This window comes from Neolewinella antarctica, from assembly GCF_011927835.1.
Taxonomy (GTDB): domain Bacteria; phylum Bacteroidota; class Bacteroidia; order Chitinophagales; family Saprospiraceae; genus Neolewinella; species Neolewinella antarctica.
In genome coordinates, this window is record NZ_JAATJH010000001.1 from 853,929 (window position 1) to 871,846 (window position 17,918).

General features: G+C 55.2%; 15 protein-coding genes. 8 read left to right on the plus strand and 7 right to left on the minus strand.

Annotation, left to right across the window (positions count from 1 at the left end):
• The first annotated feature begins 76 nt into the window (after window positions 1-76).
• Together GGR27_RS03495 and GGR27_RS03500 are read left to right on the plus strand one after the other, a co-directional pair.
• The gene (locus GGR27_RS03495; RefSeq protein WP_168035992.1) at window positions 77-1,132 is read left to right on the plus strand and encodes a sugar phosphate isomerase/epimerase family protein; all 1,056 of its coding nucleotides are present in this window, start codon (window positions 77-79) and stop codon (window positions 1,130-1,132) included.
• Between the two features lie 320 nt (window positions 1,133-1,452).
• Window positions 1,453-2,772, plus strand: a complete 1,320-nt coding sequence (locus GGR27_RS03500; protein WP_168035993.1) for an aspartate kinase — start codon at window positions 1,453-1,455, stop codon at window positions 2,770-2,772.
• Window positions 2,773-3,118: 346 nt separating this feature from the next.
• Here the strand turns inward: GGR27_RS03500 and GGR27_RS03505 are convergent, their stop codons facing one another.
• The 3 genes from GGR27_RS03505 to GGR27_RS03515 all read right to left on the minus strand — a co-directional run bounded on the left by GGR27_RS03505 (window position 3,119) and on the right by GGR27_RS03515 (window position 5,534).
• Window positions 3,119-3,598: a gliding motility lipoprotein GldH gene (locus GGR27_RS03505; RefSeq protein ID WP_168035994.1), complete on the minus strand. Its 480-nt coding sequence runs from the start codon at window positions 3,596-3,598 to the stop codon at window positions 3,119-3,121.
• Window positions 3,599-3,684: 86 nt separating this feature from the next.
• Window positions 3,685-4,848, minus strand: coding sequence for a molecular chaperone DnaJ (gene dnaJ / locus GGR27_RS03510; protein WP_168035995.1), 1,164 nt, complete (start codon window positions 4,846-4,848; stop codon window positions 3,685-3,687).
• Window positions 4,849-4,937: 89 nt separating this feature from the next.
• On the minus strand, window positions 4,938-5,534 hold the full coding sequence (locus tag GGR27_RS03515) for a nucleotide exchange factor GrpE (protein ID WP_168035996.1): 597 nt from the start codon (window positions 5,532-5,534) through the stop codon (window positions 4,938-4,940).
• A gap of 462 nt (window positions 5,535-5,996) precedes the next feature.
• Between GGR27_RS03515 and GGR27_RS03520 the strand changes: the two genes are divergently transcribed.
• On the plus strand, window positions 5,997-6,833 hold the full coding sequence (locus tag GGR27_RS03520; RefSeq protein WP_168035997.1) for an O-methyltransferase: 837 nt from the start codon (window positions 5,997-5,999) through the stop codon (window positions 6,831-6,833).
• 208 nt (window positions 6,834-7,041) lie between these two features.
• Window positions 7,042-7,545 carry a DUF4112 domain-containing protein gene (locus tag GGR27_RS03525; protein ID WP_168035998.1) on the plus strand — a complete coding sequence of 168 codons (504 nt, stop codon included), beginning with the start codon at window positions 7,042-7,044 and terminating at the stop codon, window positions 7,543-7,545.
• A 113-nt stretch (window positions 7,546-7,658) separates the two neighbouring features.
• Here GGR27_RS03525 and GGR27_RS03530 read toward each other — a convergent pair whose 3' ends face one another.
• A complete protein-coding gene (locus GGR27_RS03530) occupies window positions 7,659-8,180 on the minus strand; it encodes a helix-turn-helix transcriptional regulator (RefSeq protein WP_168035999.1) in 522 nt (173 codons plus the stop codon).
• A gap of 213 nt (window positions 8,181-8,393) precedes the next feature.
• Here GGR27_RS03530 and GGR27_RS03535 point away from each other — a divergent pair, with 213 nt between their 5' ends.
• The 4 genes from GGR27_RS03535 (at window position 8,394) to GGR27_RS03550 (ending at window position 14,100) form a co-directional block, all read left to right on the plus strand.
• Window positions 8,394-8,939, plus strand: a complete 546-nt coding sequence (locus GGR27_RS03535) for an RNA polymerase sigma factor (protein ID WP_168036000.1) — start codon at window positions 8,394-8,396, stop codon at window positions 8,937-8,939.
• Between the two features lie 234 nt (window positions 8,940-9,173).
• On the plus strand, window positions 9,174-10,436 hold the full coding sequence (locus GGR27_RS03540) for a hypothetical protein (RefSeq protein ID WP_168036001.1): 1,263 nt from the start codon (window positions 9,174-9,176) through the stop codon (window positions 10,434-10,436).
• Between the two features lie 165 nt (window positions 10,437-10,601).
• Window positions 10,602-12,485: a Fe-S protein assembly chaperone HscA gene (gene hscA / locus GGR27_RS03545; RefSeq protein WP_168036002.1), complete on the plus strand. Its 1,884-nt coding sequence runs from the start codon at window positions 10,602-10,604 to the stop codon at window positions 12,483-12,485.
• A 100-nt stretch (window positions 12,486-12,585) separates the two neighbouring features.
• Entirely contained in the window at window positions 12,586-14,100 is a 1,515-nt protein-coding gene (locus GGR27_RS03550) for a right-handed parallel beta-helix repeat-containing protein (RefSeq protein WP_168036003.1), read from the plus strand.
• A 175-nt stretch (window positions 14,101-14,275) separates the two neighbouring features.
• Here GGR27_RS03550 and GGR27_RS03555 read toward each other — a convergent pair whose 3' ends face one another.
• From GGR27_RS03555 to GGR27_RS03565, 3 genes are all read right to left on the minus strand, one after another.
• Window positions 14,276-15,052 (minus strand): ABC transporter ATP-binding protein, encoded by a 777-nt coding sequence (locus GGR27_RS03555; RefSeq protein ID WP_168036004.1) that lies wholly within the window; start codon window positions 15,050-15,052, stop codon window positions 14,276-14,278.
• A gap of 12 nt (window positions 15,053-15,064) precedes the next feature.
• Window positions 15,065-15,811, minus strand: coding sequence for an MlaE family ABC transporter permease (locus GGR27_RS03560; RefSeq protein WP_168036005.1), 747 nt, complete (start codon window positions 15,809-15,811; stop codon window positions 15,065-15,067).
• 183 nt (window positions 15,812-15,994) lie between these two features.
• Window positions 15,995-17,905 (minus strand): plastocyanin/azurin family copper-binding protein, encoded by a 1,911-nt coding sequence (locus GGR27_RS03565; protein WP_168036006.1) that lies wholly within the window; start codon window positions 17,903-17,905, stop codon window positions 15,995-15,997.
• Window positions 17,906-17,918: the final 13 nt, after the last annotated feature.

Below are 17,918 nucleotides of genomic sequence, written 5' to 3' on the forward strand. Positions count from 1 at the left end.
AATTAGCTATTCGATTAGAGTGGGTATATTCCGTCCTCCAAACATCTCTTTCCGCCACCAATAAATCTACACGACCATGAAAACCATCAAAGGCCCCGCCATCTTTCTCGCCCAGTTCATGGCGGATGAAGCTCCCTTCAATTCTCTTGACGGCATCTGCCAGTACATGGCCGACCTCGGCTACAAAGGAGTTCAAATCCCAACCTGGGAGACGCGCTTGATCGACCTCGAAAAAGCCGCGACGTCCAAGACTTACTGTGACGAAATAAAGGGCAAAGTCGGTGAGTACGGCCTCACGATTACCGAACTCGCCAGCCACCTTCAGGGGCAATTGGTGGCCGTTCACCCCGCCTACCAAAAGATGTACGAGGGCTTCGCGCCCAAAGAAGTGGCGGGAAACGCCAGGGCCACCCAGGAATGGGCCACCCAGCAAATGAAATGGAACGCTCAGGCGAGCCGTAATTTTGGCATCAACGCACACCCCAGCTTCTCCGGTGCCCTGCTCTGGCCCTACGTGTACCCCTGGCCGCAGCGCCCCGCCGGCCTGGTGGAGGATGCTTTTGCGGAGCTCGGTAAGCGCTGGACGCCGATTTTGGACGTATTTGACGAGTGCGGCGTCGACGTTGGGTACGAGCTCCACCCGGGGGAGGACGTGATGGACGGGACCAGCTTCGAGCGGTTCGTAGAGGCGTGTGGTGGCCACCAGCGCGCGCAGATTAATTATGACCCGAGTCACTTCGTCCTCCAGGCGCTCGACTACCTGGAGTTTATCGACATCTACCACGAGCGCATCTGTGCTTTCCACGTGAAGGACGCGGAGTTCAATCCGACCGGTCGCCAGGGTGTTTATTCCGGTTATTCCGGTTGGGCCGACCGCGCGGGGCGCTTCCGTAGCCTCGGCGACGGGCAGGTGGATTTCAAAGCCATCTTCTCGAAACTGAGTAAGTACGGTTACGACGGCTGGGCGGTATTGGAGTGGGAATGCGCCATCAAGTCGAGCGCGCAGGGTGCGGCCGAAGGGGCACCGTTCATCGCCGAGCACATTATCGAGGTGACCGAGCGGGCGTTCGATGACTTTGCCGGTGCGGCGACCGATGCGGCGACGAACCGGAAGATTTTGGGTCTGGATTGAGCTGATGGTCGGCAAATACTTATGAGTAACTAATGTTCGGTGCCGCGCATCGTACAGCCACTGCGCTGGCGGTGGAATTTAGCTTCGCTGCTGCCTTCGGCGGTGGGCGCGGACGCGGGTGCAAGGAATTTTTGGTTGAGCGCGTACCGTACGGGCGCAACTGCCGTGTTTCTTTCCGCGAAGTAACGAACCGTCTCGGTGCAACAAGACTACGGGGTCGGCTGTATGGCTGATGCGGTACGGGGATCGCTCCTTTTCCTACACCAACCCGGCACCAGCGCCAGCGCCGTATTATCTTCGCGGCCCCAAGAAACCTGACCATGCTCCCTACCCCACTGAAAGTGTTCAAATTCGGCGGCGCATCGCTACGCGACGCCGAGGCCATCCGCAACGTCGCCCAGATCCTCCGCTCGTTCAAAAGCGACCCGGTCGTGATTATCGTATCGGCGATGGGCAAGATGACCAACGCGCTCGAAGTAGTGGCGAAAGCCTACCACACCGGCGACCTGGATACCGCAAAGGCGAAACTCGGCGAGGTCCACGTCGGGATGCTGAAGGTCGTCAATGACTTATTCGGGGAGGTGCCCGCCGAACTGGCCGCAAACTTAAATGACCTGCTCGTAAGCGTAGAATGGATGTTTGAGGACGATCCTAACGTACTGTACGATTACGATTACGATCAGATCGTCAGTGTCGGTGAGTTACTGAGTAGCCACGTCGTAGCTGCTTACCTCAACACCCAGGATCTCCCTACCTCCTGGATCGACGCGCGGGATTGCATCGTTACGGATAATACCTACCGGGAGGGTTGGGTACAGTGGCCCGAAACGCAGGACCGGGTGACCAAACTCGTAGCGCCACTACTGGATAACCCGGGGTTCGTCCTCACCCAGGGCTTCATCGGCAACACCAGCGAAAATTATACGACAACCCTCGGGCGGGAAGGCTCGGATTACTCCGCGGCCATCTTTAGCTACTGCCTCGATGCGGCGGGGATGTACATTTGGAAGGACGTGCCCGGCGTTCTCACCGCCGACCCCCGCCTGTTCGACAACGTCACCAAGATCGACCGCCTGAGCTATAAGGAGGCCATCGAGATGACTTACTACGGCGCGAAGGTCATCCACCCGAAGACGATCAAACCACTCCAAAACAAGAGTATTCCCCTCCACGTCCGGAGTTTCATCGAGCCGGGCGCGCCGGGTACCATCATTTCGGGGGAGGCAGGGGATAGTTACCCGCCCATGGTGGCCGTCGAGAAAGAGCAGGCACTGGTTAACATCAGCACGCGTGACTTTTCTTTCGTCGCCGAGCACCACATTAGCCAGTTGTTTGACCACATTACGGCAACCCGTTTGCAGGTGAACATGATGCAGAACACGGCGATCAGCTTCAACATCGTCGTCAATGACATCGACGACCGGATCGAGCGCTTTCAGGCGCTGGTGGAACGGGAGTTCAAGACGACGGTGGACCGAAACCTGGAGTTAATTACCATCCGACACTACACGCACGAAGTAACCGAAAGCATGCGCCGGGGTAAGGTAATGCTGCTGGAGGGGAGACTGCCGCTCACACTACAAATGGTCGTTAAGGAGATACCGGTGATGCGCCGGCGGGATGAGCCCGTACCGGGATAACGTGAAGTCACTAGATTAATAACTAACGGTAACCGGAGTACTTAGCCACACAGAACACAAAGTTCACAGAAGGCAGTTCTTCTTTGTTTTCTCCGTGTCTTTGTGGTGGAGAAGAGATGCTACCGGAGTTTGTGTATTACCGGAACCTACGCACAGGATCTTCAGCGCCCGGGATGACCTACAAACTGAACACAAAAACTACGCAAGGGAAAGCACCTAAGGACGGGGCGCTTAGTCAAAGTTTCGCTCTGTGTATTTTGCTTCTTTTGTGTTTTGTGTGGTAAGAAGTTATTATGGGACTCATCGTTACACTGGGAGCAGAAGATCAATCTTTAGTACAAGAGAATCACCCGCCGACCTCGTGGTGAAGCAAGCGTAAGCCCATTGCATAAATGGCGGGAAGCGTCTCCTCGCGCGAATACTGTTCCAACGTAATGCCGTAGCGCCCGGCTTGCTGGTAGCGCGTGTTCAGTAGAATCGGAATCGTCAGCTCGCACCGCTCGCCGGAGCAATCACCATTCCAGGCACCAAAGTCTCCGGAGAGGTCGAGACTGACCGATTGCTTGGTCCTACGGCCGGTGGGTAGATCGGTGTAGATGAGGAGGTAGAAATTTTCGTAGGGAAAATTCGTCCCGTGGGTTACCACAACCTCCAGATCGTACGCCTGGGTCGTGTCCGCTACGTCGAAAACGAAGGAAAGGGTATCCGCGTAGGGCCAGCCGGCTTCGGAGGTAGGTTTGGTTTCTTCGTAGACTACGGTTGGTCCGCAGGACGCCACGCCAACGATCAGGCTAAGGAGAAAGAATAGGCGGATGACACTGGGCATGACGGTGGCTGTTGTTGGTGGCGGTGGACTAACGTAAAAAGCCCCGGTGGTTGGTGTACCGCCGGGGCTTCGTGATTTTGGGGTCACTAGTTGAAGTACTCTTTCATCCGTTCGAAAAATCCCTTGTCGCCCTTTTCCTGCTGGGGCTTGAAGTTGTCCATTTCGCGCATGCGCTCGAGTAGTTCGGTTTCCTCGCGGGTGAGTTTCTTCGGCGTCCAGAGGTTGACGTGGATGAGTTGGTCGCCCCTGCCGTAGCCCTGAAGGGCGGGGAGGCCTTTTTCGCGCAACCGAAAGATCTTACCGGACTGCGTACCGGCGGGTACCTTGATCTTCACGCGGCCGGAAATGGTCGGCACTTCGACGGAGGTTCCGAGACCGGCATCGGCGAAGTTGAGGTAGAGATCGTAGATAAGTTTCTGCCCGTCGCGCTGGAGAAACTCGTGGGCTTTTTCCTTGATGTTGATGAGTAGGTCTCCGGCGGGGCCACCGCGGCGGCCGGCGTTCCCTTTTCCACGCATGCTGAGCTGCATATCTTGCTCAACGCCGGCGGGGATGTTTACCTCGATGGTATCCTCGCCGTAGACGCGGCCTTCACCCTTACAGTTATTACAACTGGCTTTGATGACGGTTCCGCTACCCGAACAGGTTGGGCAGGTGGTCGTAGTGGCCATTTGCCCGAGGAAAGTAGAGCGCACTTGCCGCACGACGCCGGCTCCGTTGCACGTGCCGCAACTCGTGATGCTGTCCGAGTCTTTAGCTCCGCTACCGTCGCACACCTCGCAGTCCTTCTGGCGCTTCACCTTGATGCGTTTCGAAACGCCCTCCGCAATTTCTTCGAGCGTGAGAGATACTTTGATCCGCAGGTTAGAGCCTCTCTCGCCGCGCGCTTGCCGGCGGGCGCCACCGCCACCGAAAAAGTCACCACCCGCGGCACCGCCACCGCCGCCAAACATGTTGCCGAACTGAGACATGATGTCTTCCATCGTCATGCCACCGGCGCCACCGCCGAAACCTCCGGCTTGCTGGTCGACGCCCGCGTGGCCGAAGCGGTCGTAGCGACCGCGCTTTTCCTCGTCGTTGAGCACGTCATAGGCTTCAGCGGCTTCCTTGAACTTGTCTTCCGCAGCCTTATCGTCCGGGTTACGGTCGGGGTGATACTTCATGGCCAGCTTGCGGTACGCTTTCTTCAGCTTAGTCGCGTCGGCATCTTTGCTGACTCCCAGTATCTCGTAATAATCTCTCTTAGCCATAATCTATACGTACGTGGCGCGTTGTGGCCACTTCGGTTCGCGGGGTGCCCCGGGGTTGGGGTTCGCTTCAATCTAAATGAATCAATACCTTACTTTCCGACGACGACTTTGGCGTGGCGGATGATGGTACCATTGAGGGTGTAACCGCGCTCGGTCGTGTCAACCACCTTACCGGCCATTTGTGGGCTGGGAATTTCGGTGATGGCTTCGTGGAGGTCGGCGTTGAAATCCTCACCGGTACTTTCCATGGTCTTTAAACCGAGATCGCCCAGGTTTTTGAGGAGCTTTTTACGGATGAGGCCTACGCCACTCTCCCAGATCTGCTTCGTGCCTTCGTCACTTTCCGCTTGTTTTTGTGCGCGGTCGAAATCGTCGAGGACGGGAAGAAGGGCGAGCATGGTCTTCTTGCCGGCCGTGCCCATCAGGTCGAGCTTTTCGCGCTGACTGCGTCGCTTGTAATTTTCGAACTCAGCGTAGAGGCGCAGGTGACGGTCATCTTTTTCGGCGATTTGGTCTTCCAGGCTCGCGATCAGATTTTCGTTACTGGCCGTGGCGGCGGGCTCCTGATAGTCCTCAAGTTCTTCCTCGATGGAATCGCCAACGGTCTGGCCTTCGGGGCCGGCACCGGCGTTTTCCAGGAGCTCGTCGTTCACGATGGAATCTTTGTCGGTGGTGTTCTTAGACATCTTGAATAAATTTTTCATTGGTTTTAAGGCTGCAAAAGTAAGACCATGGAAGTTGGTGGGTCACATTGGCAGGAAATACAGCTAGGGTGAACGCAGCAAACTGCGTAAGCTGCATTTTTTGATGTGCGATGTGCGATTAGCTACGCTGTAGTTCGTGCTCTCTATAAACTACATTTGATTAGCTGCGCTGCTGCCTCCGGCGGTCTGCTACCGCATACGACAGCTCACTGCGTTCGTTTGAAAAGCAAATAAATAATTTACCGACAATTAATTTTGATGCGTTTGCCCCGAGAATACAGAACTCTGCGTACGGGTTGCGCTGCATCCGCCGGTACCAATAATGCGCTTATCTACGGGAACACCTTTGCATCCCGCGACCGCGCCCACCGCCGAAGGCAGCAGCGAAGCTAAACTCCTCCCTCGGACCAAAATGAGAGTAGGTAAAAACATACCTTTGCCGCCATGAATGCGCCCTTATCCTACTGGTTGTTCCGCATCGGTTCGACCCTGCGGTGGTACGTGCGTGCGCAGACGCGGTACGACGTACACTCCCCGCACTTAGTCAGTTTTATCCGGGAGGTGTACCGCGACGACCGGTATTACCACGCTTTCGGGAAAATCCGTGACATTCGTAAATACTGGAAGGGGCAGCGGCAAAGCGTAAAACTGCGCGCGCAGGGGGCAAAGAGTAAGACAACGAACCGGTCGGAGCGAAGTGCCGCCTCCCTGGTCGCAACCAACGCAATTAGTGACCGTAGCGGACGGTTTCTGTTTCGACTATCGCTGTGGGTGCGGGCCAGAAGAATACTCGAATTTGGCACCAATGCCGGAATTTCTACCTTGTACCTGGCCGAGGCCGATCCACGCGCGGAGGTTCATACCGTAGAGGGGAACCCGGAAGTAGCTACGTTGGCGCAAACAACGTTTAAGCTTGCGGGCCTGCAACCACGCGCGGATTGCGCACTTTTCAGTGACTGGCTGCACGATAATCCACCCACGGCGGAGAAGCCATACGATCTTGTTTTCATCGACGGTGATCACCGCCGGCAAGCGACCCTTGATTACGTAAGACAACTACTGAATGCGCGGACACCGGCCAGCGTGTTCGTCGTCGCCGACATCCACTGGTCGGAAGGCATGGAACGGGCTTGGGAGGAGCTTAAGACCTGGCCGGAGGTTACCGCCAGCGTGGATACCTACCACTTCGGATTACTTTTTTTCGAGCCGGGCCTGAACGGGCCACACGTCACGTTGCTACCCACCAGGTACAAGCCCTGGCGGCTAGGTTTTTTCAGTTGAGTCGGATCTAATAACAGAAACGTGAGCGACAATATGCTAGGGATCACTGTGGAATAAACGGCCACCAGTTTACGGTCTTTGCTTTTATTCCTGACGACGATGTTGTAATCGCGCGTGGCTCTATATGGCGGGGCGGATTCGCTAGGCAAACACGGTACTCGCCAAACCTCGAAGGCACAAACACGTTCGTTGGAAGTAATATCCATTCATGTACAAAGAAGCAACCCACTCCCCCCAACAGATACTCACCGACCGCCAGCGGGAAGTCCCACAATTGCGGTGGGTAGATGGCTTTAGTCAGCTACTGGACACGAAATTTCGTATCCCCGGTACGCAACAGCGTTTCGGGCTAGATTTTATTCTCGGGCTCGTCCCCGGGGCGGGCGACGTGGTGTCCCTCGGGATGTCCGGCATGTTAGTGGCAACGATGGCCAAGCACGGAGCGAGCCCACGGCTGGTGGCCAAGATGATGGTTAATGTGTTTCTCGACGCTACCGTCGGGTCAATTCCGATTCTCGGCAGTGTATTCGACCTGATTTACAAAGCAAATTACCGCAATGCGGTACTGATGCGCGAATACTACGACGACGGCGAGCATACGGGCAGCGTTTGGCCCGTCGTAGTGGGTGTCCTCATTGGGATACTGCTCATATTCGCCGTAGTCGTTTACATTACGGTGCAGATATTCCAGTGGTTCTTTGGACTATTTTAATTACCGCGACCGTAGATGACGAACAGTGGTGACCAAGAGCGATCAACAAGGAAAGCTGGTATTTATAATTCTCCCGCTGGGCGACACTATAGCCTGACACATTGGCAACATAACTAGTCACACTGGCAACCTACCTCGTTGAGCAAATCTTGGTGGTTGCGCAGCAACTGCTGGGTCACTTCAAATAGTTGCTCGTAGTGGGCGGACATGAGGTCGGCCGCGGGGCAGGGTTGCTCAATGTTTTCACGCTTGTACGCAAATAAGGTTCGGGACGAGCGGACCAGCTCCTCCAACTGTTTGGCTTCCATTCTGAGTTGGGTCAGGCGTTCCCGCTGAATCTCTTCCTGCTGGCTGTGCTCGATCTGTGCGAGTAGTAATTCCTGGGGGTCGGATAGGTCGCGACGGATAATGTCGCGGGGGTCGACGTCGAATAGCTTGCTGATTCTAAGTGCTTTACAGATACTGGGCTCCGCGTTTCCGCTCTCGTAGCTGGCGATGTTCCCCCTGTTTAAGTTGACGCGTTCGGCGAGTTGGGACTGCGACCAACCCTTCAGCTTGCGCAGCACCCTCAAATTGGAGCCGATGAAATTAGGCAAGGAGACCTGGGTGGCTTCGACGGTTTGCGCAGTTTTCATAACTCGGGGGTATACTGTTGTGAAATCATTTACAGTCTGGCGGGGCTCAAGGTTGAAATTTGTCAATAATTTTTACGTTTATCGTCATATTGCGGCGTTTTGGTACACATTTTGCACCGTTCTACGTATAGGGTAATGAGTTTGGCTTGTTTTGCACGGTCGAACAGCCTACTTTTGTTAAAATATTTTACATCCCCCCCCAATTTCCGAAACATGAAAGCGACTAAAAAACAACAGCTAGAGATTCAGGAGCTCCTCAGCAAGATCACTAATAGTCTACGTGCTTTTAGCTTGAAGTTGACGGGAAACATGAACGATGCCGAAGACCTGTATCAAGATACCGCGCTAAGGATCATGACCAACGCCGAGAAGTACAACCCGGGTACTAATTTCAAAGCCTGGGCGGTAACCATCATGCGCAACATCTTCATCAACAATTACCGCAAGCGCGTCCGTCGGAACCTGATCATCGATCAAACGCCCAACAATTATTACATCAACAGTGGTAATAAGACGGTGCTCAACGACGGAGAAAACGACGTAACCTTTAATGAGTTACAGGAGTTGGTGGACCGCCTCCCGGACGATTTTCGCGTCCCCTTTCTGATGGCCTTCCAGGGCTATAAGTACGACGAAATCGCCGAGCAGCTGGGAAGCCCCCTGGGGACGATTAAGTCGCGAATTTTCTTCGCCCGCAAGAAACTGCAAAAAATGTACGAAGAGGCCATGCGGGATTTGTCGGTTGCGCGGGCTAGTTAATCTCACTCCTACCGTAGCATAGGATACCTAGATTAGGTCGCGATGGCATACTAATTATTTTGGCTCCACTGTTTTTCGCGACTTATTTATCTACAAATCACACCTCGGAAACTCTTCGAAATTTAATTTCGGGGGGTTTCCTTTTATAATAAACATTGTTCCGGTACGGCATAAAGGTTTAAATTTGTTGTAACTTACAGTTTAATTAGACTTTAAGCTTAGTCTCTCAATATAATGGACGGAAAGGCGCTCGCGGTTTGGGATTTTGAGACGCTGCACGATGCGGTCATGGAATCGGACTACGGTCCAAACTGGTTTCGTCGTTTCTCCGGTGACAATCAACCTCCCGCAATTAACGTACCGGCAATCGCCCGGGCAGTCGAGGAAATTACTCCAGACAACTGGCACACGGCCCTGGCGGATTGGCGCTTCTTCGGCAACTACGCCGCTACGCTGCACGAGAATAAGGTGCGCCCGGTCCAAATTTTTCCCGGCCGTGGCGACGTCGCGGAGCAAATCAGGCAACACCATTCCGTAACGCTAGACCAAGCGGATAAGCTGCGAGCTATCGACCGGGTCGTGCTAATCGGGCTCGACGATAGCCAGTGCGCTTTCGTAAAACAACTCAAAGAGGTAGGCACCGCGGTTACCGGGATTGGCATAAGCCAGGACAGCAACCAACTGGCAATCGCTGACTGTGATGACTTCATCGATTACTACGATTTGAGCCCGGCGACGAGCACTGCCTCCCCCGGAGCGCGGGCGGGCGCCCGTGAGGTTTTAGTGCAAGCCATTCAGGACCTGAGCCAACGGTTTGGCAACGAGTGGGTTCAGCGCGTTCGCATCAAACCCACGATGGTTACCATTGACGCCGATTTCGACGAGGCCAAGTTGGGATACAAAACCTTCAGCGATTTCCTGGCGGACAACGAAGAGGTACTCTTCAGCCGCCACGTCAGAACCGCGCGCGAGCCAGAATACGCGCTCAGGCCCGATCACCGCCTCGATCCTACTGAGCACCTGGAGCCCGGTGAAAAAGAATTACGCCTCCAAGTGACACAGTACAACCACATCAGCGCCCGGGAAGGCTTACGTCTTCCGGAAGCAAAGTTGATGTGGCTTGGCGTAGACATCTACGCCGCGTTTTTGAGTGACCCCACGGGCTTTGCGAACTTCAAAGAACTCGACGAAGAGTGCCTGACTCAGCTCAAAAGAGACATCTCGGGTGCGTCGATGACTGACGCAAAAAAAGTGAGGCAGGTATTGTTCAAGTGTTTTCTATTTAGCCCCGGAACGGGTGAAAAGATTGGATTTCAAAAAGACATCAAAACGCTACCGCAGGTGGAAGACCTGTACTTCAATCTGATCATCAACCGCGTCGCCCGCAAAGTGAAGGGACTAGTCAACTTTAAAGCGTTGAGCCTTACGGCCACCGGTGAAAGTAAGTACTCGAAAAGACTCTCGGTCTGTTTCGATACCGCACCGCAAGTGCTGTAATTGCCGTGGCCAGCGTGCGGTAAGGTCTGCTACCGGCCTACTCTTAACTTCGCGGCTTTATTCCAACTAACTGCTCACTCAGTGGAGTTCGGTCCAATCTTATTCGGATCGGTCAACCCTGCTCCCCCGTGCCTTGTTCCTCGCCACTGACCCCAAACAAAGAACATGGCTAAATACAGCATTAACCTCCAGGCCGGAAGCGTAAAAGAATCCGCCGCCGTTGGATCCGTAGGCCAGACGATCATTGGCATTGACTTAGGCACCACGAACAGCCTCGTGGCGATCGTCCGCGACGGGCGAGCCGAAGCAATAACCGGCCAGGACGGCAAAGACGTACTCGTCCCCTCGCTGATCCACTTCGCCGAGAATGGGAGCGTGCTGGTGGGCGACGACGCCCGCCCCTTTCTTACTACCGCCCCCGAGCGCACGATCTATTCCGTCAAAAGACTGCTGGGAAAAAGTTATGGCGACCTGGAAGCTTTTCAGCAAAAGTTTGGTTACCGGATTATCGACGAGGATGCCGACCGGTTGGTCAAGATCGCGGTGCCGCAACGGGATGGAAAGGACAGGTACTACAGCCCCATCGAGCTTTCAGCGATGATCTTAAAGTCACTAAAGGCGCGCATTGAGCACGAATTGGGAACGGAGGTTAGCCGGACGGTCATCACCGTGCCCGCCTACTTCAACGATTCGCAGCGACAGGCCACCCGGGATGCCGGAAAGCTAGCCGGCCTCGACGTGCTGCGTATTGTCAACGAGCCAACGGCGAGCAGCCTCGCTTACGGGATTGGCCTGAAGGAGGACGATGAAGGTCAAACGATTGCGGTGTACGATTTAGGGGGAGGCACCTTCGACGTATCAATCTTACGGATCGAACAGGGAATATTTGAAGTTTTGTCCACCAACGGGGATACTTTTCTCGGTGGGGATGATTTCGACCAGGCCATCGTCGATCATTGGGTGACAACGAATAGTTTGGTACTCGATGAGGCTATTCGCCGGGGAGAAATCAGGTTACTGGCGGAAAAAGCAAAGAAACACTTGAGCAGCGAGGATGTCTTCTCGGCCGACTTTCACGGAGCGACCCTGCGTATTAAGCGGGCGGAAGTCGACACGCTCTTCGCCCCGCTCGTCCAGAGAACCCTTGCATCCTGCGACCGCGCCCTGACTGACGCTAAGCTTAGTATTACTGAAATCGACCACGTCATTATGGTTGGTGGCTCTACGCGGGTGCCTTTGGTACAACGGGAAGTAGCCAGGTTTTTTGGCAAGGCCGTTAACAGCACACTGGACCCCGACCAGGTCGTGGCCCTCGGTGCCGCCATCCAGGCCGACGTACTGGCCGGAAATCAACAGGACGTGCTTTTACTGGACATTACGCCCCTGTCGCTCGGCATCGAGACGGTCGGTGGCCTAATGGACCCCATCATTACGCGCAACAGCAAAGTACCCACCCGCGTGGGCCGCAAGTACACGACGAGCGTTGACGGACAGAAGAACTTGAAGGTCGCCGTCTTTCAGGGTGAGCGCGACCTCGTGGCCAATAACCGCAAACTGGGAGAATTCGTCCTGACCGATATCCCCCCGATGCCGGCGGGTATTCCCCAAATTGAAATTCAATTCTACCTCGACGCCGACGGTATCCTGCGAGTTAAAGCCATGGAGCACCGCAGCGGAAAAAGCCAGAGCGTCACCATCAAAAGCCAGTACGGCATCAGCGAGGAGGAGATGGCCGAAATGTTGCTGGACAGCATTACCAACGCACAAACCGACATCGACCGCCGGTCGCTGGTGGAGGCACGCAACGAAGCCAATAACGTCGTACTGAGCGCCGAGAAATTTCTAACGCAAAACGCTTCCTGGCTCACGCAAAACCAGCACGAGAAAATTAGTGATTACGTGGAAGCGCTGAAAGGTGCAGTATCCGGTGACGTCAAAGACACGATCAATGACCGACTGGAAGAGCTGAACACTTACACGACGCCGCTCGCGCACGAGGCGCTCGACCGGAACGTGGCCGCGGCCATCAGGAACCAATCCATCAATTAGCGGACGGGCACAGACGGGTGGGGCGGACAAATAGCGGTTTAGCAAGTTAACGCACCCGATTTTAGGCCATCTTTGCGTTCTCTCACCCTACCCCACTCACATGAAGTTAGTTGCTCGTCTCCTCGCCTGTTGTCTACTAACGGGCACCGTCTTTTTTTCCGGTTGTCAGAATAACGATCTCGACTTCGTGACGGGCGATTCCGTCGTGCTGCAATTCAGTACGGACACGATCATGTTCGACACCGTTTTTACGGACCGGGGCAGTGCAACCCAGATCATGAAGGTCTACAATCCTTCCGCGGACGCCGTCTCGATCGACCGCATAACCGTGGCCGGCGCCACGGGCGTCCGCTATAATTTCAACATCAACGGTACGCCGGGCCCGGAGGCCAGGGACGTGGTCATTTTTGGTAACGACAGCATTTTTGTTTTCGTGGAAGTACGGGTGGACCCCACCGCTCCGGAGAACGTAAGCCCCTTCATTGCGGAAGACCGGTTGATTTTCGAGACGGGTATCAATAAGGAGGAAGTGGTACTCGTGGCGTTCGGTCAGAACGCCAATTACCTCAATGGCTTCCGTAGGGGTCAACTTGCTTTGTTGTCCTGCCAGGGAGGAACCTTTACCCTACCCACTGACCTACCCACGGTCATCTTTGGCTCGTTGTTGGTGGAAGACTGCACCCTGCGGGCCACTGCCGGCACCAAGATTTATTTCCACGGGGGCATCCAACGGAACACCGAATTTTTCGGGCCCGGTTTTTTCAACGACGGCATTCTCTACACCCTGCCCACGGGAAAGATCGAATTCGTGGGGACGCTCGACAACCCGGTCGTCCTGAGTACCGACCGGCTGGAAGAACGATTCCGCGACGACCCGGCGAAGTATCAGGGCATCTTCTTGGGGCCGGAAAGCCGGGGTAACCGGATTGAATACACCGAAATTTTCAACTCGATTGCTGGCGTCAGGCTCGATAGCCTCGCGGAAGTAAGTATTTCCAACTCCACCATTGCCTACACGGGCGGGCCGGCGGTAGTTGGCTTCCAGTCGGACGTAACGATTACCAACTCACTTTTTCACAGCAACTTCGGTAATGCCGTGCAATTTCAGCAGGGTGGTAACCTGCGTATGGACCACGTTACCGTGGCCAACTACGGCGTCGACGCGAGTGCACTTTTCCTACGCAATTTTTCACTAGACGAAGAAGACGAGGTGCGTGGAGCGGCGGCGATGAACGCCACCATTCGCAACTCTATTCTGATCGGTAGCCGTAGCGGTGAGCTCGTGCTGCAGGATCTCTTCGACGGCGAAGAAGCCGGCGCTTTCGAGATTAGCGTCACCAATTCAGTAGTCCGAACCGACAACGACTTCCTGGAGGCGCAAGGGGGTTTGTTTGCTGATTTCTACGGGCGGATTTGTGGAAACTGCGTCAACGCCACCGCGGCAGACCCACTGTTCCGCCGCGTGGATGAGGATGACTACCGGCTGGATTCGTTGGGGGTAGCCAGAAATGTAGGCAGTTATCTACCGCTATTACCACTCGACATCCGCCAGGTAGTACGGGACCGCGATAGCACGGATGCGGGGGCTTTTCAGTTCGTCCCCGGGGAGGAGTAGACGTATGAAAACGCCTCAACCTACGGCTTTGCCGCCGCGTAAATCATTACACGGTTAAATGGCGTGATTGTGGGCTGATTTATGATGTAGCCTAGAGTAGTTATCGAATGTACTCGCTCAGTTGCAAAAGTCAGCGGCTACTGCGTGTAAGTAAATAAGGCCGGTCGAGACGCACTTAATCATCGAGGTGACGCAGTTTCAGCGCATCTTCCCGCAATCGGCGGAGGAAAGGGCTGGCAAAGATGAAATCTTCGAGCGTTTCGTTGTCGCTCTCCAGTACCTGCGACTTATCTCCCCGCCAGGATACTTGGCCGTTTTTGAGAAGAAGGATATTATCACCGATGCCCATGACCGAGTTCATGTCGTGGGTATTGATGACGGTGGTGATGTTATGGGTGTTCGTTAGGTCGCAGATAAGCTCGTCGACCAGGATGGACGTCTGCGGATCGAGGCCAGAGTTGGGTTCGTCACAGAAAAAGTAGTCGGGCTCCAGCACGAGAGCACGGGCAATACCGACGCGCTTCTGCATTCCGCCGGAGACTTCGCTCGGAAAGCGATCGTTGACGCCGTCCAGATTAACCATTTCCAAACACTCGTCGACGCGCATCAACTTTTCCTTCGCCGTTTTGCGCGTAAACATATCCATGGGGAAACGGATGTTCTCCCCCACCGTCATGGAATCAAAAAGAGCGTTGCCCTGAAAAAGCATCCCCACGTTCATTCTGATGGCGCGGAGTTGCTTGGCGTTCAAATCAAAGATGTCCGTATCTCCGTAGAATACCGAACCGCTGGTAGGCTCGAATAGTCCGATCAGCAACTTCAATAGCACCGTCTTACCGGCCCCGGAAAGACCGATGATTAGGTTTGGCTTACCGGCGTAAAATTCGGTGTTGATGCCCTTGAGGACTTCATTTTCTCCGAATGATTTGACGAGATCGACGGTACGGATCATGGATGGTAAAACTTAGGTGAGGAGCAGGGCGATGATGAAATCGAAAAGAAGTATCAAAACGTTGGAAACGACTACCGCGCTGGTGCTTGCCTCCCCCAGTTCGATGCTTCCGCCCTTGACGTAATAGCCATAATAACAACTGATGGAGGTAAGTAAGAAAGCAAAAACGCACGCTTTGACGAACATAATCCGCACGTAACTCGGCTCGAAGAAGGAACGCAGCCCGAGGACGTACTCCGTGTGCGAGAGGCTACCGGGCAGTACCGTTGCCAAGTAACCACCGATGATGCTGACGAAAGCAGATACCGCGACCAGTAACGGAATCATGATCACGGCGGCAATGATCTTGGGCATGATCAGGTAAGCCGCGGTGTTAACACCCATGATCTCCATCGCGTCAATGTGTTCTTTCTGGCGCATCCCCCCGATCTCGGCCGCGAGGTTAGAGCCTACTTTGCCGGCCAGTACCAGGCAGGTAATCGTCGGCGCCATCTCGATGATGGTAATGTCCCGCACGATGTAACCGATGTAATAGGAAGGAATGAAGCTGTCCCCCAACTGGTCGGCGAACTGTACGGCCGTCACCATGCCGATGAAAACGGAGATGAGCAGGACGATAAAAAGGGAGCCGACCCCGATGGCGTCCATCTGCCGCACGGTCTCTTTGTAGTACATCGAAAACCGCTCCGGCTTGGCTACGGCGGATTTGAGCAACAAAAAATACTGACCGAGGTGGTCGAAAAAGCTGACTAGAAACATTCGGTGGGGGCTGAGCGGAGAGTAGGTTGCCGGGTAGGTTCGGGGTAGAACGCCGGCTAAGGTAGATAGGTTTCGTGGCTCACGCCGAAGGGGCTGGTTTCCCCGTGGCGAAAAAGTAGTGAGTTTAGCGAAGCGCGGGGTGCGACCGGGTTCAATCTTGAGCGGCAATTTCACCCCGTCACGTTAGGTAACGCGCAGCACGCCGCGCATGATTTTGTAGTGCCCAGGGACGGTACAGACGTATTCGTACACGCCCGGCTTGGTGGGGGCGACGAAGTAAATCACGTCGGACGTTTCGGGCTCGACGAGTTTGGTGTGGACGAGCACTTCGTCCATCTCGGGTACGTGGCTCATTCCAAGACCTTTGAGGCCCAGCGTTGCTGCTTCCTCCCCCACGGCGTCCCCTTTGCGACCGCTGGTCAGGACGAAGTTGTGCTGCATATCGTCGGGGTTGCGAAAGGTCAGGCGGACTTTTTGACCGGCCTTCACTTGCAGGACTTCCTGCTTGTAGCGCATTCCCTTGATGGTTTCCAGGAGGATGTCGGCGTCCACCTCGCCGTTCCAGGCCGTTGGCATGGTGGTCGGTCGTTTCGGGCTGGTTTCCCCGGCGTCCAGCTCTTCGCCAATTTCCCCGGCACCCGCGACCTCGCCCCCCGGAATATTATTCAAGGTGTAGTAGCCAACATCGTGGAGCAGTTGCTTGCCGTCCTGCCCCGTGATGCCGTCTATTTTAAACTCGTATATGTACCCGGGGCGCAAGCCTGCGACCTTTACGTTAATCGTCTTTTCATCGCTGAGCACGCGGGTAGCAAGAATAGCATTTTCCTGCATGTCTACCGCCGGTGAGCCGTAATTGTGGTGATAGCGGTAAGTAAAATTCTGAATGGTAAAGCTTTTGGCGCTGACGCTGGATGCAAGGATAGGTTCGGTAAAAGCGACATTGAACCCGTCGGCCGCCGCCGTGATGGCGTACATCTCGAAGGGCACTTCCCCCGTCCACTTTAGGCGTTCTAGCGCAAACTCCTCGCCGCCGGTGGCCGCCCAGCCCCGGGCCGTTTGTCCGGCGTAAAGCGTGCCGTCCTCCGTCAGCCGCATCCGTAGCAACCCAGAACTAAAGCCTTCCCGGAAGGGGAAAACCGCCCCCTGGTACTCTCCTTCCACCTTTTCCAAACTGACTCGCATGATCTTGCTCTGCCCCTGGTCGGAAACCAAGAGTTGATTGGCAAAAGGCCCGAAAGCGCCCTGTGTATCGTCGTTCAGGATGGCCGCCGTCGAAATCCCCATGATGCCGTGGGGAAACCAAACCGCCGGCAACTTCAAGCTTTCCACCTCCCGCTTGGCGGCGTACATTGTCCCGTAATCATCCGTAATGGTATGCGCTTCCAGGTCGAGGGGAGAATTCCGCTCGCCCGTCCAGGCCAGGCCCGCCGGGTGGCCCGCAAAGTCTCCCTTCCTCAGGTGAGTGATGCGTCCCGAGCCGATCCAGTCACCCTGGTTTTCGGCCACAAAAATGTCGCCCTCGTTATTCAAGCCGAAGCCCGCCGGCGACCGCATCCCGACCGCGTACGGAGTGATCCTTTTAGTATCGGGGTCGCAAGCCAACATCCACCCCCGCCACTTAGCTTTACTCACGCCCTTTCCTTCCCAACCGACGTTGAGCGTCGTCACGAAACTGCCGTCGGGGCGGAACAGTGGCCCGTAATGGTATTCATGGTAGTTGCCCGTCAGCGGGATTTCGTAGACGGTTTCAAAGCGGTCCGCCCAGCCGTCCCCGTCTTTATCCAGTAGTTTTGTGACTTCCCCGCGTTGGGCAACGTAAATGTCCCCTTCGTGCACCGTGAGGCCGAGCGGCTCGTGCAGCCCCCGCGCGAATAACTCGTAGGTGGCCCGGTCAGCGACGTCACTGACCAGAAAAACTTCCCCCCTCCGGGTACAGACCGCGAGGCGGCCGTCGGGCAGGAAATCCATGCCCCCGACTTCGAGCTCTACCCCGTCCGGGATGCTGACTTGTTCAATCGTGTAGTAATCAGCCTCCGTTTGGGCGGACAAAAGAAACCCGATTGAAACGGCGGCGAGCGTGAATAGCTTTTTCATAAGTGCGTTGCGA